The organism is Pseudaeromonas pectinilytica, from assembly GCF_054780855.1.
In genome coordinates, this window is the sequence record NZ_BAAGVN010000109.1 from 22,303 (window position 1) to 38,036 (window position 15,734).

Below are 15,734 nucleotides of genomic sequence, written 5' to 3' on the forward strand. Positions count from 1 at the left end.
CTACAAAATATAAGGATTAAAACATATGGCTAAGGGGCAATCACTTCAGGATCAGTTTTTGAACGCGCTGCGTCGTGAGCGTATTCCTGTTTCTATCTATCTGGTCAACGGGATCAAGCTGCAAGGTCAGATTGAGTCGTTTGATCAGTTTGTCATTCTGCTGAAGAACACCGTCAGTCAGATGGTGTACAAGCATGCCATTTCTACTGTGGTGCCTGCGCGTGCTGTACCGCACCATCAGCATACCGGTGGTACCGGCGTCGATGGCCAGAGCGAAGAGTGATCCACCTCCCGGCTCGATGTTTCTTGTGATGAGTTTTTTCCTGGAGTGCGTGTTGCCTCTGTTTAAGGAGCGTTTGCTTGTTTGACCGTTATGAAGCTGGCGAACAGGCCATTCTGGTTCACGTTGATTTCACGGATGAAGGCGCACGGGAAGATCTGGCCGAGCTACGGATGTTGGTCAGCTCGGCCGGCGCGAATGTGCTGTCCGTCATGACCTGCCGACGTAGTAATCCGCAGCCCAAATTTTTCATTGGCACGGGCAAGGCCCAGGAAGTTGCCATGGAAGTTAAAAATCTGGGGGCCGATGTCGTCATCTTTAACCACGCACTCACCCCAGCGCAGGAACGAAATCTCGAACGGCTGTTTGAATGTCGCGTTCTGGATCGCACGACTTTGATCCTTGACATCTTTGCCCAGCGTGCACGAACCCATGAGGGGAAGTTGCAGGTTGAGCTGGCGCAACTACGACATATCTCTTCGCGGCTGGTTCGCGGCTGGACCCACCTTGAACGCCAAAAAGGCGGGATTGGCTTGCGGGGACCTGGCGAAACCCAGTTGGAAACGGACCGTCGTCTGATCCGCGAACGGATCACCAATATTCTCAAGCGCCTGGATAAGGTCGAAAAGCAGCGCGAACAAGGGCGTCGAGCCAGAATTCGCAACGAGATCCCGGTGGTATCCCTAGTGGGTTATACCAATGCCGGCAAATCAACCTTGTTTAATCGCCTGACACAGTCGGACGTTTATGCTGCCGATCAACTCTTTGCGACCCTGGATCCGACATTGCGCCGTATTCAGGTCGAAGATATTGGTACCGTGATCATGGCGGACACAGTTGGCTTTATTCGCCACCTTCCCCATGATCTGGTCGCCGCATTTAAAGCGACGCTGCAGGAAACCCGAGAAGCTGATTTACAACTGCATGTCATTGATTGCGCCGATGAGCGCCTGCAAGACAATGTTGCGCAGGTCGAGCTGGTTCTGGAAGAAATCGAAGCCAATGAGTTGCCACAGCTTCTGGTCTATAACAAAGTCGACATGCTTCCCGATGCAGCTCCGCGGGTAGAGCGAGATGATAGCGGCCGACCTCGGGCGGTGTGGGTTTCGGCCTTGACTGGGGAGGGGCTGGAGTTGTTATTGCAGGTGATCGGTGAATTTCTGTTACCGGGGATTGCACAACATCGACTCGAACTACCACCCTCGGCAGGCCGCTTGCGGAGCCTGTTTTATCAAATGAAAGCCATACAGTCAGAACAGATCACCGAGCATGGCAGCTTGTTGTTGGCAATCCGGATGCCACAGAGTGACTGGAATCGCTTGTTGAAGCAGGAAGGTGAAGCGCTCTCTGCCTTTATTGTCAGCTGATTGCTTGATAGAGTTCATCAAACTACAAAAATTTGGAGACGCCAATGGCTTGGAATGAGCCCGGAAATAATGGGAAAGACCGAGATCCGTGGGGGAACAGCGGTAAGAACCAGACGCCCCCTGATTTGGACAAGGTGTTTCGTAATTTTTTGCAGAAATTATCCGCTCTTCTTGGTGGCCGTCGCCCTGGCGGTGACGTCAGCAGCCTGGGGATTGTTTTGATCGTCATGGTTGCCTTGGTCGCTTGGGTGATCAGTGGTTTCTATACCATCAAGGAAGCCGAGCGTGGTGTGGTGTTGCGGTTTGGTAAGTTCTACCAAAGCGTCGAGCCAGGCCTGCGCTGGAAGGCCACATTTATCGATCAGGTGATCCCCGTCGACGTTGAATCAGTTCGCTCTTTGCCGGCAGCTGGTTTCATGCTGACTCAGGATGAGAACGTGGTTCGTGTCGAAATGGATGTACAGTATCGAGTGGCTGATGCTCGTAAGTACTTGTTTAGTGTGACTAATGCCGATGATAGCCTCAGCCAGGCAACGGATAGCGCCCTGCGTTATGTGGTCGGGCATACCACCATGGATGAGGTCCTGACTCGCGGACGCGAGAAGGTGCGTCAGGATACCTGGCAAGAGCTGGAGCAGACCATAGAGCCCTATGATATGGGGATTGTGGTGGTGGATGTGAACTTCTTGCCGGCCCGTCCGCCAGAAGAAGTAAAAGATGCGTTCGATGATGCGATTTCCGCTCAGGAGGATGAAGAGCGTTTCATCCGCGAGGCAGAAGCTTATGCTCGTGAAGTAGAGCCGAAAGCTCGTGGACAGGTGAAGCGTCTGGAAGAGGAAGCTCAGGGTTACAAAGAGCAGGTGGTGTTGAAGTCCAGTGGTGAAGTAGCCCGTTTCAACGAGTTGTTGCCGCAGTATCTGGCCGCCCCCGATCTGACGCGTGAACGTATCTATCTGGAAACCATGGAAGAGATTTACAGCAAGGCCAACAAGGTTCTTGTTGCGCTGCCAGAAGGCTCAAACAGCATGATCTATCTGCCGCTGGATAAAATGGCGCCAGGGAAATCAGCGAATGCACCTCGTCAGCCCGCTTCGGTACCATCGTCTACGCGTTCGGCGGCGGATGAGTTGACACCGGATACCATGGGGCAGGCCAGCGTGCCTTTACGCAGCAGCGATCGGACGAGTGGGAGATATTAAGCGATGAAAAAGATTGTATTAGGCGTTGTCGCCATCGCGGCCGTAGTGCTCTCCTCCACCCTGTTTGTGATTGATGAGGGCCAGGCTGGTATTGTGGTGCAGTTTGGTAAGGTCAAACGGGATAGTGATTCCGGTTTACCCCATGTTTATGAACCTGGATTGCACTTCAAAGTGCCGATGATTGATGAGGTGCGCAAGTTGGATGCCCGTATCCAGACCATGGATGCCCAGGCGGATCGCTTCGTGACCTCGGAGAAAAAGGATTTGATCATCGACTCCTATGTGAAATGGCGGATCGAAGACTTTGCCAAATTCTTTCTGGCGACGGGGGGCGGTAATCGGGTTCAGGCTGAGGCGCTGCTCAAGCGGAAGATCAACAACGGCTTGCGCTCGGAAATTGGTGGTCGTTCGATCAAGGATATTGTCTCTGGCGAACGCACTGAGGTGATGCAAAAAGCGTTACTGAATTCGGCTAGCTCTTCCGAATTGGGGATCAAAGTAGTCGATGTGCGTATCAAGCAGATCAACTTGCCACTGGAAGTCTCCAATTCCATCTACCAACGGATGCGTGCTGAACGCAACGCGGTTGCCCGAGAGCACAGATCCCAGGGACGTGAGAAAGCCGAATTCATCCGTGCCGATATCGACCGCAAGGTAACCATCATGCTCGCCGACGCCCAGCGTCGCTCCCGGCAACTCCGTGGGGAAGGGGACGCTGAAGCGACCCGGATCTATGCGGACACCTACAAGAAAAACCCGGAGTTTTTCTCTTTCGTCCGCAGCATGGAGGCCTACAAGAAGAGTTTTGAACAAGGCAACGATTTCATGGTCCTCAAACCGGATGATGATTTCTTCCGCTACTTCAAACAGGCAAATCCCGCAGCTAAACACTGAGTTCATGCTCTGATGCAAAGGGCCTCATCTAATGAGGCCCTTTTTATTTTGGTTTGAAATAGTGCCTTTACCGATATTCACCATGTTTATGACTGGGATCTCCGACTCGATGGCTTCAGCATCTATCTCGAAGATGCGAGAGACAGAGGATTTGCGATGAGCCATCCAGCTTAAACGCTCCTGCTATGGGTCGCTTAAGTTGTTTCACTACCCGGATTGCGGTATACGTCTTGGCGCGGCGGATGCCGAGTATTTTCACTGGTCTGAGTGCTGGGAAAACGACCACAAGATGATTCCGGCATTGCTCAAACTTTGGTAGAATCCTTTTTTAACCACACTGTAGATAATGAAGATGGGACAGAGCGTCGTAATCTTGGGCACCCAATGGGGTGACGAAGGTAAAGGCAAAATTGTCGATCTGTTGACCGACAAGGCACAGTATGTAATTCGCTATCAGGGCGGCCATAATGCCGGCCATACCCTGGTCATCGACGGTGAGAAAACCGTTCTCCACCTTATCCCGTCCGGGATCCTGCGTGACAACTGCAAATGTATCATTGCCAATGGCGTTGTGCTGGCACCTGATGCGTTGCTGAAAGAGATGAAAGAGCTGGAAGCTCGTGGCGTACCAGTGCGTGAGCGCTTGCTGCTGAGCGAAGCTTGTCCCTTGATTCTGCCGTATCACGTTGCTCTGGATCAGGCCCGTGAAAAAGCACGGGGTGCCAAGGCGATTGGTACCACGGGGCGTGGTATCGGTCCGGCGTACGAAGATAAGGTTGCGCGCCGCGGTCTGCGGGTTGGTGATCTGTTCAACATGGAAACCTTTGCCGAGAAGCTCAAAGAAGTCATGGAGTTCCATAACTTCCAGCTGACCCAGTACTATGGGGTTGAGGCGGTTTCCTACGAGGCCGTTCTGGCGGAAGCCAAGAGTTATGCTGACCTGCTGATTTCCATGGTGGTGGATGTCACTGACTTGCTGGACAAGGCGCGTCTGCGGGGCGATCGTCTGATGTTTGAAGGGGCTCAGGGCACCTTGCTTGACATCGATCACGGCACCTATCCCTATGTGACCTCTTCCAATACCACGGCTGGTGGTGTTGCTACCGGTTCTGGTTTTGGCCCACGGTTTGTCGATTATGTGCTTGGTATCGCCAAGGCGTACACCACCCGTGTGGGTTCAGGTCCATTCCCGACTGAGTTGCATGATGAAATCGGAGAGCGTCTGGGTGTCAAAGGGCATGAGTTTGGTGCCACCACTGGCCGTAAGCGTCGCTGTGGCTGGTTTGATGCTGTGGCTATGAAGCGAGCCATTCAGGTCAATTCAGTATCAGGCTTCTGTCTGACCAAACTGGATGTGCTGGATGGGCTGGAAACCGTAAAAATTTGTACGGGTTATAAATTCCAGGATGGTTCCATTCGTGATGTGCCGCCCATGGCTGCAGATGACTACGAGCTGGTGGAACCCGTATACGAAAGTATGCCGGGCTGGAGTGAAAACACCTTCGGTGCCAAGACGCTAGGAGCACTGCCGGAAGCGGCAAGGAATTATATCCGTCGTATTGAAGCCATTACTGGTGTGCCGATTGATATCATTTCAACCGGACCTGATCGGGATGAAACGATGATTTTGCGTCATCCGTTTGCTGATTGATTGGTTGCCTCTTCTGCACAAAAAAGCCGGTTTGACCGGCTTTTTTTCTTGGTTCTCCGGCGTCGTGTGCTTCGAGGTTTCCTCGGTGCGGTACTCTTTGCCATCATGTTCCATCCGCTCATTCAATTGGATCTCTCGCATCAGGCTTATTTGCGCTATCTGTGTCTACCGTGCGCTGTGCATCATGCTTACCGTTAACTTTTTTTATTATAAATCAATACGATAGATTTATGTCGTCGTAGGAGTCGAGCCAGCGGTTGCGAGGCAAAGTGGCCAGGTTGCATAATGGTCCTCGTTCCGACGACAAGCGGGTCAGCATGAATCCAGATATAGAAACTTGGGCGCGGCAATTGGGAACTAAACTGCAGGCCCATCAGTTGATGGCGACCACGGCAGAGTCCTGCACCGGTGGGGGGGTTGCCTACGCGATCACGGATATATCCGGGAGTTCGGCCTGGTTTGATCGCAGTTTTATTACCTACACCAATGCGGCCAAGATGCAGATGCTTGGGGTGGCAGAAAGTACCTTGCTGCTTCACGGTGCTGTTAGTCGCGAGGTGGTGAGTGCCATGGCGTTGGGCGCCCTGACGCATTCAGTGGCTCAAATCAGCGTAGCGATTAGCGGGATTGCCGGGCCGCAAGGTGGCACTGTCGATAAGCCGGTTGGTACCGTGTGGTTTGCCTGGGCGCGGAGTGCGGACCCCTCCGCGACGCTGGTGACGGAGTGTTTTCACCTAATCGGCGACCGGCGGCAAGTCCGCGAGCAGGCAATCGAGATCGCGTTGCAAGGCATGTGTAAACTTATACAGTAAAATTTACTTGATACTGTATAAGCAAACAGTATACTTCTTCTATCAACTTCAGTGTCAGTGAATCAGCCTTCGGCGGAGATTAGCATGGATCAAAACAAGCAAAAGGCCTTAGCCGCAGCGCTCGGTCAGATCGAAAAGCAGTTTGGTAAAGGTTCCATTATGCGTCTGGGAGATAATCAGATTCTGGATGTGGAAACCATCTCGACCGGTTCACTGTCGTTGGATATCGCTCTCGGGATTGGTGGTCTGCCCTGTGGACGAGTGGTGGAGATTTTTGGCCCAGAATCCTCTGGCAAAACCACGCTGACCCTGCAGACCATCGCCGAAGCTCAGAAGATGGGCAAAACCTGTGCTTTTATCGATGCCGAACATGCGCTCGACCCAATTTACGCCGCAAAATTGGGTGTGAAGGTTGACGATCTGCTGGTGTCACAACCGGATACTGGCGAACAGGCGCTGGAAATCTGTGACATGCTGGTCCGCTCTAGTGCGGTCGATGTGGTCATCATTGACTCAGTGGCAGCATTGACACCGAAGGCAGAAATTGAAGGCGAGATGGGTGATACCCATGTTGGTTTGCAGGCGCGTCTGATGTCGCAAGCTCTGCGCAAACTGACGGCCAACATCAAGAATGCCAACTGTTTGGTGATTTTCATCAACCAGATCCGGATGAAAATTGGCGTGATGTTCGGTAACCCGGAAACTACTACAGGCGGTAACGCCCTTAAGTTTTATGCCTCGGTGCGTTTGGATATTCGTCGCACCGGCGCCATCAAGGATGGCGACGAGATTGTCGGCAACGAGACTCGCGTCAAGGTGGTGAAGAACAAGGTGGCACCGCCGTTCAAGCAGGCTGATTTCCAGATCATGTATGGTGCTGGGATCTCCAAGGAGAGCGAGCTGGTGGATCTGGGAGTCAAGTGCAAACTGATCGACAAATCAGGTGCTTGGTACGCCTATAAAGGGGAGAAGATTGGTCAGGGCAAGGCAAACGCCATGAAGTTCCTGCAAGAAAATCTGGCGGTTTCAAATGAAATTGAGCAGCAGCTTCGAACCTTGTTGTTGAACAAGGAGGGTGCTAAGCCTGTCGTTGAGGCCGAAGTCTTTACGCCGAGTGCCGAAGAAAAAGATGACCTGGCGTACGACGAAGAAGCGCTGTAATTCAATCCATCAGGCCGACATTATGTCGGCCTGATTGTTTATAGAGCTTTTATCATGGAGTGCAGGTTTGACCCCTGAAGAAAAAGAGGATCTGTTGGCCACGTCGTTTTCCGGTGAGGCGGACCAGGCGCAGACGACCGTTGAATATAAGCAGGCCTTGTCCAGGGTCATGCGTCTGTTGGCCCGCCGTGAATACAGTGAGCAAGAGATCCGCAGAAAGCTGGGGGACGAGTATCCTACCACCATTCTGGCGGTGGTGATCGAGCGCTGCCGGGCGCTGGATTGGTTGAATGAGGCGCGGATGATGGCAGTGTTTATCCGCTCCCGCGCCAGCCGTGGTTACGGGCCGATGCGGGTGATGCAAGAGCTCCGATTCAAAGGGTTATCGGCTGAACCAATCAAGCTGGCGTTGGAGGCCTGCGAGATCGATTGGTTTGCGATGGCTAAGCAGCAGGCTGTGCGTAAAGTCAACGAACCGGCTATATTAGACCGGGTGGCGCGCGGGAAGCTGCTTGCTTTTCTACAACGCCGAGGCTTTACCTCCGAGCAGGCCCGCTATGCCTTGACCCCGAGCGATGAAGAATAAGCCGTTGTTGTCTGCATCGGCATAGGCGCCCGACTCTGTGCGCTGATGGCGCACTGTCCAGCGCAGAAGACTGCATTTAATCGTCAAACTACCGTCAATTACGCTCTCTTCCCTTCCTTTTCCTGTACATGGTTTTACTTTGGGCGGGATAACTCTTAAATTATGGCGGTTAAGCGCCAACCCCATTTCAGAACCAAGCAGGTTTATTCATGTACATGTCGACATCAGAGATCCGCACCGCGTTTCTCGAGTATTTTCGCTCCGAAGGCCACCAAGTTGTGGCTTCCAGTTCGCTGGTACCCCACAACGACCCGACGCTGCTGTTTACCAATGCCGGGATGAACCAGTTTAAGGATGTGTTTTTAGGTAGCGACATCCGCTCCTATAACCGTGCCGCTTCGTCACAACGCTGTGTGCGTGCCGGTGGTAAGCACAACGATCTGGATAACGTCGGTTATACGGCTCGTCACCATACCTTCTTCGAAATGCTGGGTAATTTCAGTTTCGGCGATTATTTCAAGCGTGACGCCATTACCTTTGCGTGGCGTTTTTTAACCTCGGTGTTGAAGCTGCCACAAGAAAAATTGTTGGTTACTGTTTACGCCACCGATGACGAGGCCTATGACATCTGGGCCAAGGAGATCGGCGTACCGGCGGAGCGGATCGTCCGCATCGGTGACAATAAGGGGGCCCCCTATGCATCCGATAACTTCTGGCAGATGGGTGACACAGGCCCTTGCGGCCCTTGCACCGAAATTTTCTACGACCATGGTGCCGATATCTGGGGCGGTCCTCCTGGCTCTGCGGAGGAGGATGGTGATCGTTTCATCGAGATCTGGAACGTGGTATTCATGCAGTTCAACCGTCAGGCTGATGGCGTGATGGAGCCGTTGCCAAAGCCTTCGGTCGACACCGGGATGGGGATTGAACGCATCTCCGCCATCATGCAGGGTGTCCACTCCAACTATGAAATTGACATCTTCCAGGCGCTGATCAAACAGGTTGCGGCCGTTGTCGGGATCGGGGACTTGGCGAATAAATCCCTACGCGTGATTGCGGACCACATCCGCTCCTGTGCCTTCCTGATTGCTGATGGAGTCATGCCCTCCAATGAAGGGCGAGGTTATGTGCTGCGGCGTATTATCCGTCGCGCCGTACGTCATGGCCGCAAGCTGGGAGCGCAAGAGGTGTTCTTCTATCGTCTGGTAGCCGAATTGGCACAGCAGATGGGAGATGCTTATCCGGAATTGCATAGTCAACAGCCGGTTATCGAGCGTGTACTCAAGCAGGAAGAAGAGCAGTTTGTGCGTACCCTGGATCGGGGCCTGGCGCTGCTCGAAGAGGCTCTGTCTTCCCTGGGTGACGCCAAGGTGGTGCCCGGTGAAGTGGTGTTCAAGCTGTATGACACCTATGGCTTTCCGGCGGATTTAACCGCCGATGTGGTGCGAGATCGCGACTACAGCATCGATGAAGCCGGCTTTCAGAGTGAGATGGAAAAGCAGCGTGAGCGGGGCAAGGGCGCTTCGAATTTTGCCGTTGACTACAACAAACGCCTCAAGATTGAACAGACCAGCCAATTCACCGGATATGAGCATCTGACCGCACAAGAAACTATTACCGGTCTTATCAAACAGGATGCCGAGGTGGAGACCATCCACGAAGGGGATGAGGCGCTGGTGATTCTGGCCAACACCCCCTTCTATGCTGAATCGGGTGGTCAGTTGGGGGATGCAGGCCTGCTGCATCATGGCGATAACGTCTTCGCCGTCACCGACACCATCAAACTGGGTCAGGCCATCGCCCACAAGGGTTATGTGGAACGCGGACAGTTCAAGCTGAGCGATTTGGTTCTGGCTGAGGTGGATGGCGAGCGTCGTCTGGCGACGGCAGCCCATCACTCTGTCACCCATTTGCTGCATGCTGCATTGCGCAAAGTGCTCGGTGAGCATGTGGCGCAGAAGGGGTCGCAAGTTGGCCCTGAGCGCCTGCGCTTTGACTTCTCGCACTTCGAGCCTCTGACCATGGCGACCATTCGTCGGGTCGAGGAGCTGGTGAATGCCGAGATCCGGAAGAATCACCCGATCGAAACCCGTCTGATGTCGGTAGATGATGCCAAGCAGAGCGGTGCTATGGCATTGTTTGGCGAAAAGTATGACGACGAAGTCCGCGTGGTCGGCATGGGTGATTTCTCCACCGAGCTGTGTGGTGGGACTCATGCATCTCGCACCGGGGATATTGGTTTCTTCAAGATCATCGCCGAAAGTGGTGTGGCCGCCGGTATTCGCCGGATTGAAGCCGTAGCCGGACAGGTCGCGATCGACTACTTGCACCAGTTAGGCGAGCAGATCGATGAGACTGCCTCCCTGGTCAAGGGCGATCAATTCTCCATTGCCGCCAAAGTGCGCCAGGTGATGGACCGCACCCGTTCTCTGGAGCGGGAGCTGGAACAACTCAAGGCCAAGCTGGCGGCACACGCGGGAGCTAACCTGCTGACCCAGGTGGTGCAAATCAATGGGCAGAAAGTCCTGGTTGCCGAGTTGGAAGGTGTCGATCCCAAGAGCCTGCGTACCACTCTGGATGAACTGAAGAACCGCCTGCAATCCGGTGTCTTGCTGCTGGCCACCGTTGCGGACGGCAAAGTCAGTTTGATTGCCGGGGTGACCCATGATTTGACCAGCAAGGTGAAAGCCGGAGACTTGGTCAATCTGGTTGCGCAGCAAGTCGGGGGTAAGGGCGGTGGCCGTGCCGATATGGCGCAAGCTGGTGGTACCGAGCCCCAAGCTTTACCTGCTGCACTGGAACGTGTGATCCCCTGGTTGGAAGAGCGCCTGTAACGCTTCTAGGTGTAGAGGGGCTTCTGCGGAAGCCCCTCAATCATCTGGTTAACTCTCTATATCTCATGGGACGATCTGTGCGTCACTAGCCCGGATCAACGCCCCTGCAACTGCTACTCCATCTATTGGTATTATCCAAGAGTTCCTGATGTCCGATGTCCTCGAATCTAAATCTATGCCTGTTTTATCCACGCTTGCTGTCGTGCGTGATGAGTGCCAGTTTGTTCTCTCTGGGGTGCCGAATAGTCCGGAAACAACGGCTTTGATTCTGCATCCCCTGGTCGAGGCTCGGATCGGTGTGGATGCCATGGCGCTGAATGCTCAGGATGATGGCAGAGCGAGTTTCAGCTTTATGGTTCATCAGGATGACTATCAGTCAGCGCTGACTATACTCGAACAACTGGTGCCAAGGTGGGGGGATGCGCATATTCAGACGAACCAGACAATTGCCAGACTTTCGATGAGTGGACCTGCTCTTTGGCTGCAACCCGGTATCATGGATGTCGCGCTTACTGCGTTGGCGGTACCGAATATTCGAGTTGATTCGGTTACAACGTCTGAGCAGACTATCTCTGTGCTGATCGCAGAGGTGGATGTTGAATCTGCGGTCCAGGCATTACAGCAGGCCTTTATTGGACTGGAGCTGGTGACTGATGAGATGCGGTGCTAGATAGAGCTTATTTTTTTCTGCATTATCAGAGATAATGACTATTCAATAATCTGTTCCATGGGAACCAAGGAGCAACTGAATGCTGATTTTGACACGTCGTGTGGGTGAAACCCTGATGATTGGTGACGACGTAACGGTGACTGTTCTGGGCGTGAAAGGTAATCAGGTTCGGATTGGTGTGAATGCGCCAAAAGAAGTATCCGTTCATCGCGAAGAAATTTATATGCGTATTCAAGCCGAGAAAGGCGATGATACCGGCGCAGAAGGTAATTACTGATACAAAAGGCGGCCACTGGGCCGCCTTTGTTTTAGTACCATGTTGATGGTTGGTCTTAGGTCGTTTTTTCCTCTCCTAGCATAACTCATGCTCAATCTGCCTAATTGCTGTGCGAACAGAGAGTTGTGGGGAAAAAAGGTTTGACATATTTTCCCCGCACAGTAATATCTGCACCCGCAACGGTGAGGTGGCCGAGAGGCTGAAGGCACTCCCCTGCTAAGGGAGCATGCGGTCAAAAGCCGCATCGAGGGTTCGAATCCCTCCCTCACCGCCATTGCATAGTGCATCCGTAGCTCAGCTGGATAGAGTACTCGGCTACGAACCGAGTGGTCAGAGGTTCGAATCCTCTCGGATGCACCATTTTTGTTTACCTTACTCATGCATCCGTAGCTCAGCTGGATAGAGTACTCGGCTACGAACCGAGTGGTCAGAGGTTCGAATCCTCTCGGATGCACCATTTTCTATATAAGTTACACAGTTTCACACTCTTGCATCCGTAGCTCAGCTGGATAGAGTACTCGGCTACGAACCGAGTGGTCAGAGGTTCGAATCCTCTCGGATGCACCATCTTTTAAAAACGGGCCCTCTAGCGAGGGCCCGTTTTTTTATCTCCTGTTTTAACTATGCATTCTGCTTACTCTTTTTCTCTCTGTGAAGATCGCCCGCTTTTTCCCATGCTCATCAACTAGATTTCAGTAGTGGATATCGAGTCCTATGCCGTCCGTGCGGCATTTGGGAGGAAATGATGACAACAGGATCGGGAATGATGGTTGAGGCTTTCAAGCTGCTGGTGCTGGGGATGGGCTTTGTCTATCTGTTGCTCGGGATCATGGTACTGGCGATTAAGGCGCTGGGTTGGGTAGCGCGCGAGACCCCGCGCGAACCACCAACCTCCATGACGTTGGGAGAACCGCTCCTGGCCGATTCGCCTTCTCCCGCTATTGTGGCGGCCATCAGCGCCGCTATTCATCGTCATCAGACCCAGCATTCAGCCACCGACCACCCGGAGCATCAATCATGAAGAAACCACTAGCGATTACCGAAGTTGTGCTTCGAGATGCCCACCAGTCGCTCCTGGCAACCCGATTGCGGCTTGCCGATATGCTACCAATTGCCGGTAAGCTGGATCAGGTTGGTTTCTGGTCCATCGAATCATGGGGTGGTGCAACCTTCGATTCTTGCATCCGCTATCTGGGAGAGGATCCCTGGATTCGCCTGCGCGAGCTCAAAAAATTAATGCCGAAGACTCCTCAGCAGATGTTGTTGCGGGGGCAGAACCTACTGGGTTACCGCCATTATGCAGATGACTTGGTGCGCCATTTTGTGGAGCGGGCCCATCACAATGGTATGGATGTGTTTCGTATCTTTGATGCGATGAACGATGTACGGAATCTGCAGTGTGCGGTACAGGCTACCCTCGAGGTCGGTGCTCATGCCCAAGGTACGCTCTGCTACACCACAAGCCCGGTGCACCAGATGCAGGACTGGGTCGATCTTGCCAAGAGATTGCAAGACTTGGGGTGTCACTCCCTGTGCATCAAGGATATGGCGGGACTCTTGAAGCCTTTCGAGGCAGAGACGCTGATCCGGGCTATCAAGGCGGAGGTTGATTTGCCGCTGGCACTACATTGTCACGCCACTACGGGTCTGAGTCTGCCAACCCATATGAAGGCCATTGATGCAGGTGTGGATATTCTGGATACCGCTATCTCAACCATGAGTATGACCTATGGCCATTCGCCCACTGAAACCGTGGTGGCCATGGTTGAGGGAAGTCCCTATGCCACCGGGCTGGATTTGACCTTACTGGAAGAGATCGCCACCTATTTCCGCGATATCCGTAAAAAATATGCGCAATTTGAAGGTGCCATGCGTGGTGTCGATTCCCGGATCCTGCTGGCACAAGTGCCTGGGGGCATGTTAACCAATATGGAGGCCCAGCTGAAAGAGCAGGGGGCTGCCAATCGTCTAGATGAGGTGCTAGCCGAGATCCCCAGAGTCCGAGCCGACTTGGGATACATACCTCTGGTGACGCCAACGTCGCAGATCGTGGGCACTCAGGCGGTGCTGAATGTGCTGGCCGGAGAGCGTTATAAAACCATTACCAAGGAAACGGCTGCCATTCTGAAAGGCGAGTATGGTGCTGCGCCAGCACCTCTCAATGCTGTGCTGCAGGCGAGAGTTCTGCAGGGAGCCGAGCCGATAACCTGTCGTCCTGCGGATCTCTTACCGCCGGAGTGGGAACGATTGGGCGCTGAATTATTACGGGAGGCAGAAAAAGCCGGTATTGAGGCGACGAGCCTGAATGAGGATGACCGTTTAACCTATGCGCTATTCCCTCAGGTAGCTGTTAAGTTCTTCCGCCATCGCGATGATCCATCTTTTTTTGAACCTATGCCCGGATGCGTCAATAAACCTGAACCATCGATAGCGCCAGTACCAGTAAACACGGCTCCGGCGTCTGCAGCAGCCACTGCGGCACGTTACGACGTTCGTGTGGATGGAGTCCTGTACCGCGTTGACGTAGCACCAGAGGGGGCGTTGCTGGCCGTACAAGCTATTCCTTTGGATAAGCTTTCAGCCCCCCAACCAGTATCTGCGAACGCAGAGACTCCTTTCCCGGCTCCGTTAGCCGGCACCATTGTCAAACTGATTGCGGAACCCGGGCAAACGTTGCAGGAAGGCGCTGTGCTGCTGGTGATGGAGGCCATGAAGATGGAGGCCGAGATCCGGGTTCCTTGTGCCGGGATCTTGCACCGCTACCATGTGCAGCCGGGCGATTTGATTGCGCAGGGTGCCACGCTGGCCGGGTTTATGCCGTTGGAGTCAACTCGCCGCTAGCAGGGCGATAAGGGGGGGGAGATGGATGGCTTATTGATCTTGTGGCAAGACACGGGACTCGCTAATTTCCAGTGGCAGCAGCTGGTGATGATAGCCGTGGGCTGTCTCTTGCTTTATCTGGCAATAGTGCGCCAGTTCGAGCCTTTGTTGTTATTACCCATAGGCTTTGGTGCCATTCTGGCCAACATCCCCAATGGTGGATTCAATGAGCCCGGTGGATTGCTCTATTACATCTATGAGGTCGGTATTGCCTCCGGCGTTTTCCCACTCCTGATTTTTCTCGGTGTCGGCGCCTTGACCGACTTTGGTGCTCTGATTGCCAACCCGAAAACTCTGTTGCTGGGGGCGGCTGCGCAGTTCGGCATCTTCGCCACTCTGTTGGGTGCTGTCGCCTTGAATGAGTTACCGGGCTTTGCCTTCACCCTCAAGGAGGCGGCCTCCATCGCCATTATCGGTGGTGCGGATGGCCCAACCGCGATTTTTCTGACCAGTCGCCTGGCTCCGGATCTACTTGGCGCTATTGCGGTCGCCGCTTATTCCTATATGGCACTGGTACCCATCATTCAGCCGCCGATTATGCGGGCTCTGACCAATGTGGAAGAGCGTAAAATCCGCATGGTACAACTCCGGGTGGTGAGTAAGCGGGAGAAGATCCTGTTCCCGATGCTGGTGCTTGGACTGTGTGTCCTGTTTTTGCCTGCCGCTTCGCCCTTGATTGGTATGTTTTGTCTGGGCAATCTGTTTCGTGAGTCCGGTGTGGTGGAGCGGTTATCTCATACGGTACAGAATGAACTCATCAATATCGTCACTATTTTTTTGGGACTTGGCGTCGGCTCTAAACTCTCTGCGGATAAGTTTCTGAACCTGCAAACTCTCGGTATTCTGGTGCTGGGAGCCCTGGCCTTTGCGATGGGGACGGCAGCGGGTGTTCTGATGGCCAAGCTGATGAACTGCGTCTGTCAGGATAAAATCAATCCACTTATCGGCTCGGCCGGGGTTTCGGCTGTCCCGATGGCGGCGCGGGTTTCGAATAAGGTAGGGCAGGAGGTGGATCCCCATAACTTCTTATTGATGCATGCCATGGGTCCGAATGTGGCGGGCGTTCTGGGTTCAGCCGTGGCGGCCGGTGTCTTGTTGGCGCTGTTAAAATAGCGATGAGAGG

14 protein-coding genes and 4 tRNA genes are annotated in these 15,734 nt (G+C 53.6%); all 18 read left to right on the plus strand.

The window, feature by feature from the left end; all coding sequences use genetic code 11:
* Positions 1 to 25: 25 nt before the first annotated feature.
* The 18 genes from hfq (at position 26) to ACYVG7_RS08115 (ending at position 15,724) form a co-directional block, all read left to right on the plus strand.
* Positions 26 to 283: an RNA chaperone Hfq gene (gene hfq, locus ACYVG7_RS08030; RefSeq protein WP_460882663.1), complete on the plus strand. Its 258-nt coding sequence runs from the start codon at positions 26 to 28 to the stop codon at positions 281 to 283.
* A 77-nt stretch (positions 284 to 360) separates the two neighbouring features.
* The gene (gene hflX / locus ACYVG7_RS08035; protein ID WP_460882664.1) at positions 361 to 1,647 is read left to right on the plus strand and encodes a ribosome rescue GTPase HflX; all 1,287 of its coding nucleotides are present in this window, start codon (positions 361 to 363) and stop codon (positions 1,645 to 1,647) included.
* Positions 1,648 to 1,691: 44 nt separating this feature from the next.
* The gene (hflK, locus tag ACYVG7_RS08040) at positions 1,692 to 2,846 is read left to right on the plus strand and encodes an FtsH protease activity modulator HflK (RefSeq protein ID WP_460882665.1); all 1,155 of its coding nucleotides are present in this window, start codon (positions 1,692 to 1,694) and stop codon (positions 2,844 to 2,846) included.
* Between the two features lie 3 nt (positions 2,847 to 2,849).
* Entirely contained in the window at positions 2,850 to 3,740 is an 891-nt protein-coding gene (gene hflC / locus ACYVG7_RS08045) for a protease modulator HflC (protein ID WP_460882666.1), read from the plus strand.
* Between the two features lie 352 nt (positions 3,741 to 4,092).
* The gene (locus tag ACYVG7_RS08050; RefSeq protein ID WP_460882667.1) at positions 4,093 to 5,391 is read left to right on the plus strand and encodes an adenylosuccinate synthase; all 1,299 of its coding nucleotides are present in this window, start codon (positions 4,093 to 4,095) and stop codon (positions 5,389 to 5,391) included.
* A gap of 317 nt (positions 5,392 to 5,708) precedes the next feature.
* Positions 5,709 to 6,203 (plus strand): CinA family protein, encoded by a 495-nt coding sequence (locus ACYVG7_RS08055; protein WP_460882668.1) that lies wholly within the window; start codon positions 5,709 to 5,711, stop codon positions 6,201 to 6,203.
* An 84-nt stretch (positions 6,204 to 6,287) separates the two neighbouring features.
* Positions 6,288 to 7,364, plus strand: a complete 1,077-nt coding sequence (recA, locus tag ACYVG7_RS08060; protein ID WP_460882669.1) for a recombinase RecA — start codon at positions 6,288 to 6,290, stop codon at positions 7,362 to 7,364.
* A 67-nt stretch (positions 7,365 to 7,431) separates the two neighbouring features.
* Positions 7,432 to 7,950: a regulatory protein RecX gene (locus tag ACYVG7_RS08065; RefSeq protein WP_460882670.1), complete on the plus strand. Its 519-nt coding sequence runs from the start codon at positions 7,432 to 7,434 to the stop codon at positions 7,948 to 7,950.
* Between the two features lie 209 nt (positions 7,951 to 8,159).
* A complete protein-coding gene (gene alaS / locus ACYVG7_RS08070) occupies positions 8,160 to 10,784 on the plus strand; it encodes an alanine--tRNA ligase (RefSeq protein WP_460882671.1) in 2,625 nt (874 codons plus the stop codon).
* 148 nt (positions 10,785 to 10,932) lie between these two features.
* The gene (locus ACYVG7_RS08075) at positions 10,933 to 11,454 is read left to right on the plus strand and encodes an ACT domain-containing protein (RefSeq protein WP_460882672.1); all 522 of its coding nucleotides are present in this window, start codon (positions 10,933 to 10,935) and stop codon (positions 11,452 to 11,454) included.
* 79 nt (positions 11,455 to 11,533) lie between these two features.
* Positions 11,534 to 11,731, plus strand: a complete 198-nt coding sequence (gene csrA, locus ACYVG7_RS08080) for a carbon storage regulator CsrA (RefSeq protein WP_460882673.1) — start codon at positions 11,534 to 11,536, stop codon at positions 11,729 to 11,731.
* A 181-nt stretch (positions 11,732 to 11,912) separates the two neighbouring features.
* Positions 11,913 to 12,005: transfer RNA gene (locus ACYVG7_RS08085), tRNA-Ser, on the plus strand.
* A 9-nt stretch (positions 12,006 to 12,014) separates the two neighbouring features.
* Positions 12,015 to 12,091 (plus strand) — tRNA-Arg (locus tag ACYVG7_RS08090).
* Between the two features lie 20 nt (positions 12,092 to 12,111).
* Positions 12,112 to 12,188 (plus strand) — tRNA-Arg (locus ACYVG7_RS08095).
* A gap of 33 nt (positions 12,189 to 12,221) precedes the next feature.
* A tRNA-Arg gene (locus tag ACYVG7_RS08100) sits at positions 12,222 to 12,298 on the plus strand.
* 196 nt (positions 12,299 to 12,494) lie between these two features.
* Positions 12,495 to 12,752, plus strand: a complete 258-nt coding sequence (locus ACYVG7_RS08105; RefSeq protein ID WP_460882674.1) for an OadG family protein — start codon at positions 12,495 to 12,497, stop codon at positions 12,750 to 12,752.
* Positions 12,749 to 14,572 carry a sodium-extruding oxaloacetate decarboxylase subunit alpha gene (gene oadA, locus ACYVG7_RS08110; protein ID WP_460882675.1) on the plus strand — a complete coding sequence of 608 codons (1,824 nt, stop codon included), beginning with the start codon at positions 12,749 to 12,751 and terminating at the stop codon, positions 14,570 to 14,572. Before ACYVG7_RS08105 ends, oadA begins: the two co-directional genes overlap by 4 nt.
* Before the next feature lie 21 nt (positions 14,573 to 14,593).
* Positions 14,594 to 15,724: a sodium ion-translocating decarboxylase subunit beta gene (locus tag ACYVG7_RS08115; protein ID WP_460882676.1), complete on the plus strand. Its 1,131-nt coding sequence runs from the start codon at positions 14,594 to 14,596 to the stop codon at positions 15,722 to 15,724.
* The last annotated feature ends 10 nt before the right edge of the window (positions 15,725 to 15,734 follow it).

What these genes read in the sequence shown, in the direction of transcription:
- ACYVG7_RS08050 (WP_460882667.1), top strand. Translation starts at nt 4,093, where the DNA reads ATGGGACAGAGCGTCGTAATCTTGGGCACCCAATGGGGTGACGAAGGT.
- ACYVG7_RS08055 (WP_460882668.1), top strand. Translation starts at nt 5,709, where the DNA reads ATGAATCCAGATATAGAAACTTGGGCGCGGCAATTGGGAACTAAACTG.
- csrA (WP_460882673.1), top strand. Translation starts at nt 11,534, where the DNA reads ATGCTGATTTTGACACGTCGTGTGGGTGAAACCCTGATGATTGGTGAC.
- oadA (WP_460882675.1), top strand. Translation starts at nt 12,749, where the DNA reads ATGAAGAAACCACTAGCGATTACCGAAGTTGTGCTTCGAGATGCCCAC.
- hflC (WP_460882666.1), top strand. Translation starts at nt 2,850, where the DNA reads ATGAAAAAGATTGTATTAGGCGTTGTCGCCATCGCGGCCGTAGTGCTC.
- hflK (WP_460882665.1), top strand. Translation starts at nt 1,692, where the DNA reads ATGGCTTGGAATGAGCCCGGAAATAATGGGAAAGACCGAGATCCGTGG.
- ACYVG7_RS08075 (WP_460882672.1), top strand. Translation starts at nt 10,933, where the DNA reads ATGTCCGATGTCCTCGAATCTAAATCTATGCCTGTTTTATCCACGCTT.
- ACYVG7_RS08115 (WP_460882676.1), top strand. Translation starts at nt 14,594, where the DNA reads ATGGATGGCTTATTGATCTTGTGGCAAGACACGGGACTCGCTAATTTC.
- recA (WP_460882669.1), top strand. Translation starts at nt 6,288, where the DNA reads ATGGATCAAAACAAGCAAAAGGCCTTAGCCGCAGCGCTCGGTCAGATC.
- alaS (WP_460882671.1), top strand. Translation starts at nt 8,160, where the DNA reads ATGTACATGTCGACATCAGAGATCCGCACCGCGTTTCTCGAGTATTTT.
- hfq (WP_460882663.1), top strand. Translation starts at nt 26, where the DNA reads ATGGCTAAGGGGCAATCACTTCAGGATCAGTTTTTGAACGCGCTGCGT.
- ACYVG7_RS08105 (WP_460882674.1), top strand. Translation starts at nt 12,495, where the DNA reads ATGATGGTTGAGGCTTTCAAGCTGCTGGTGCTGGGGATGGGCTTTGTC.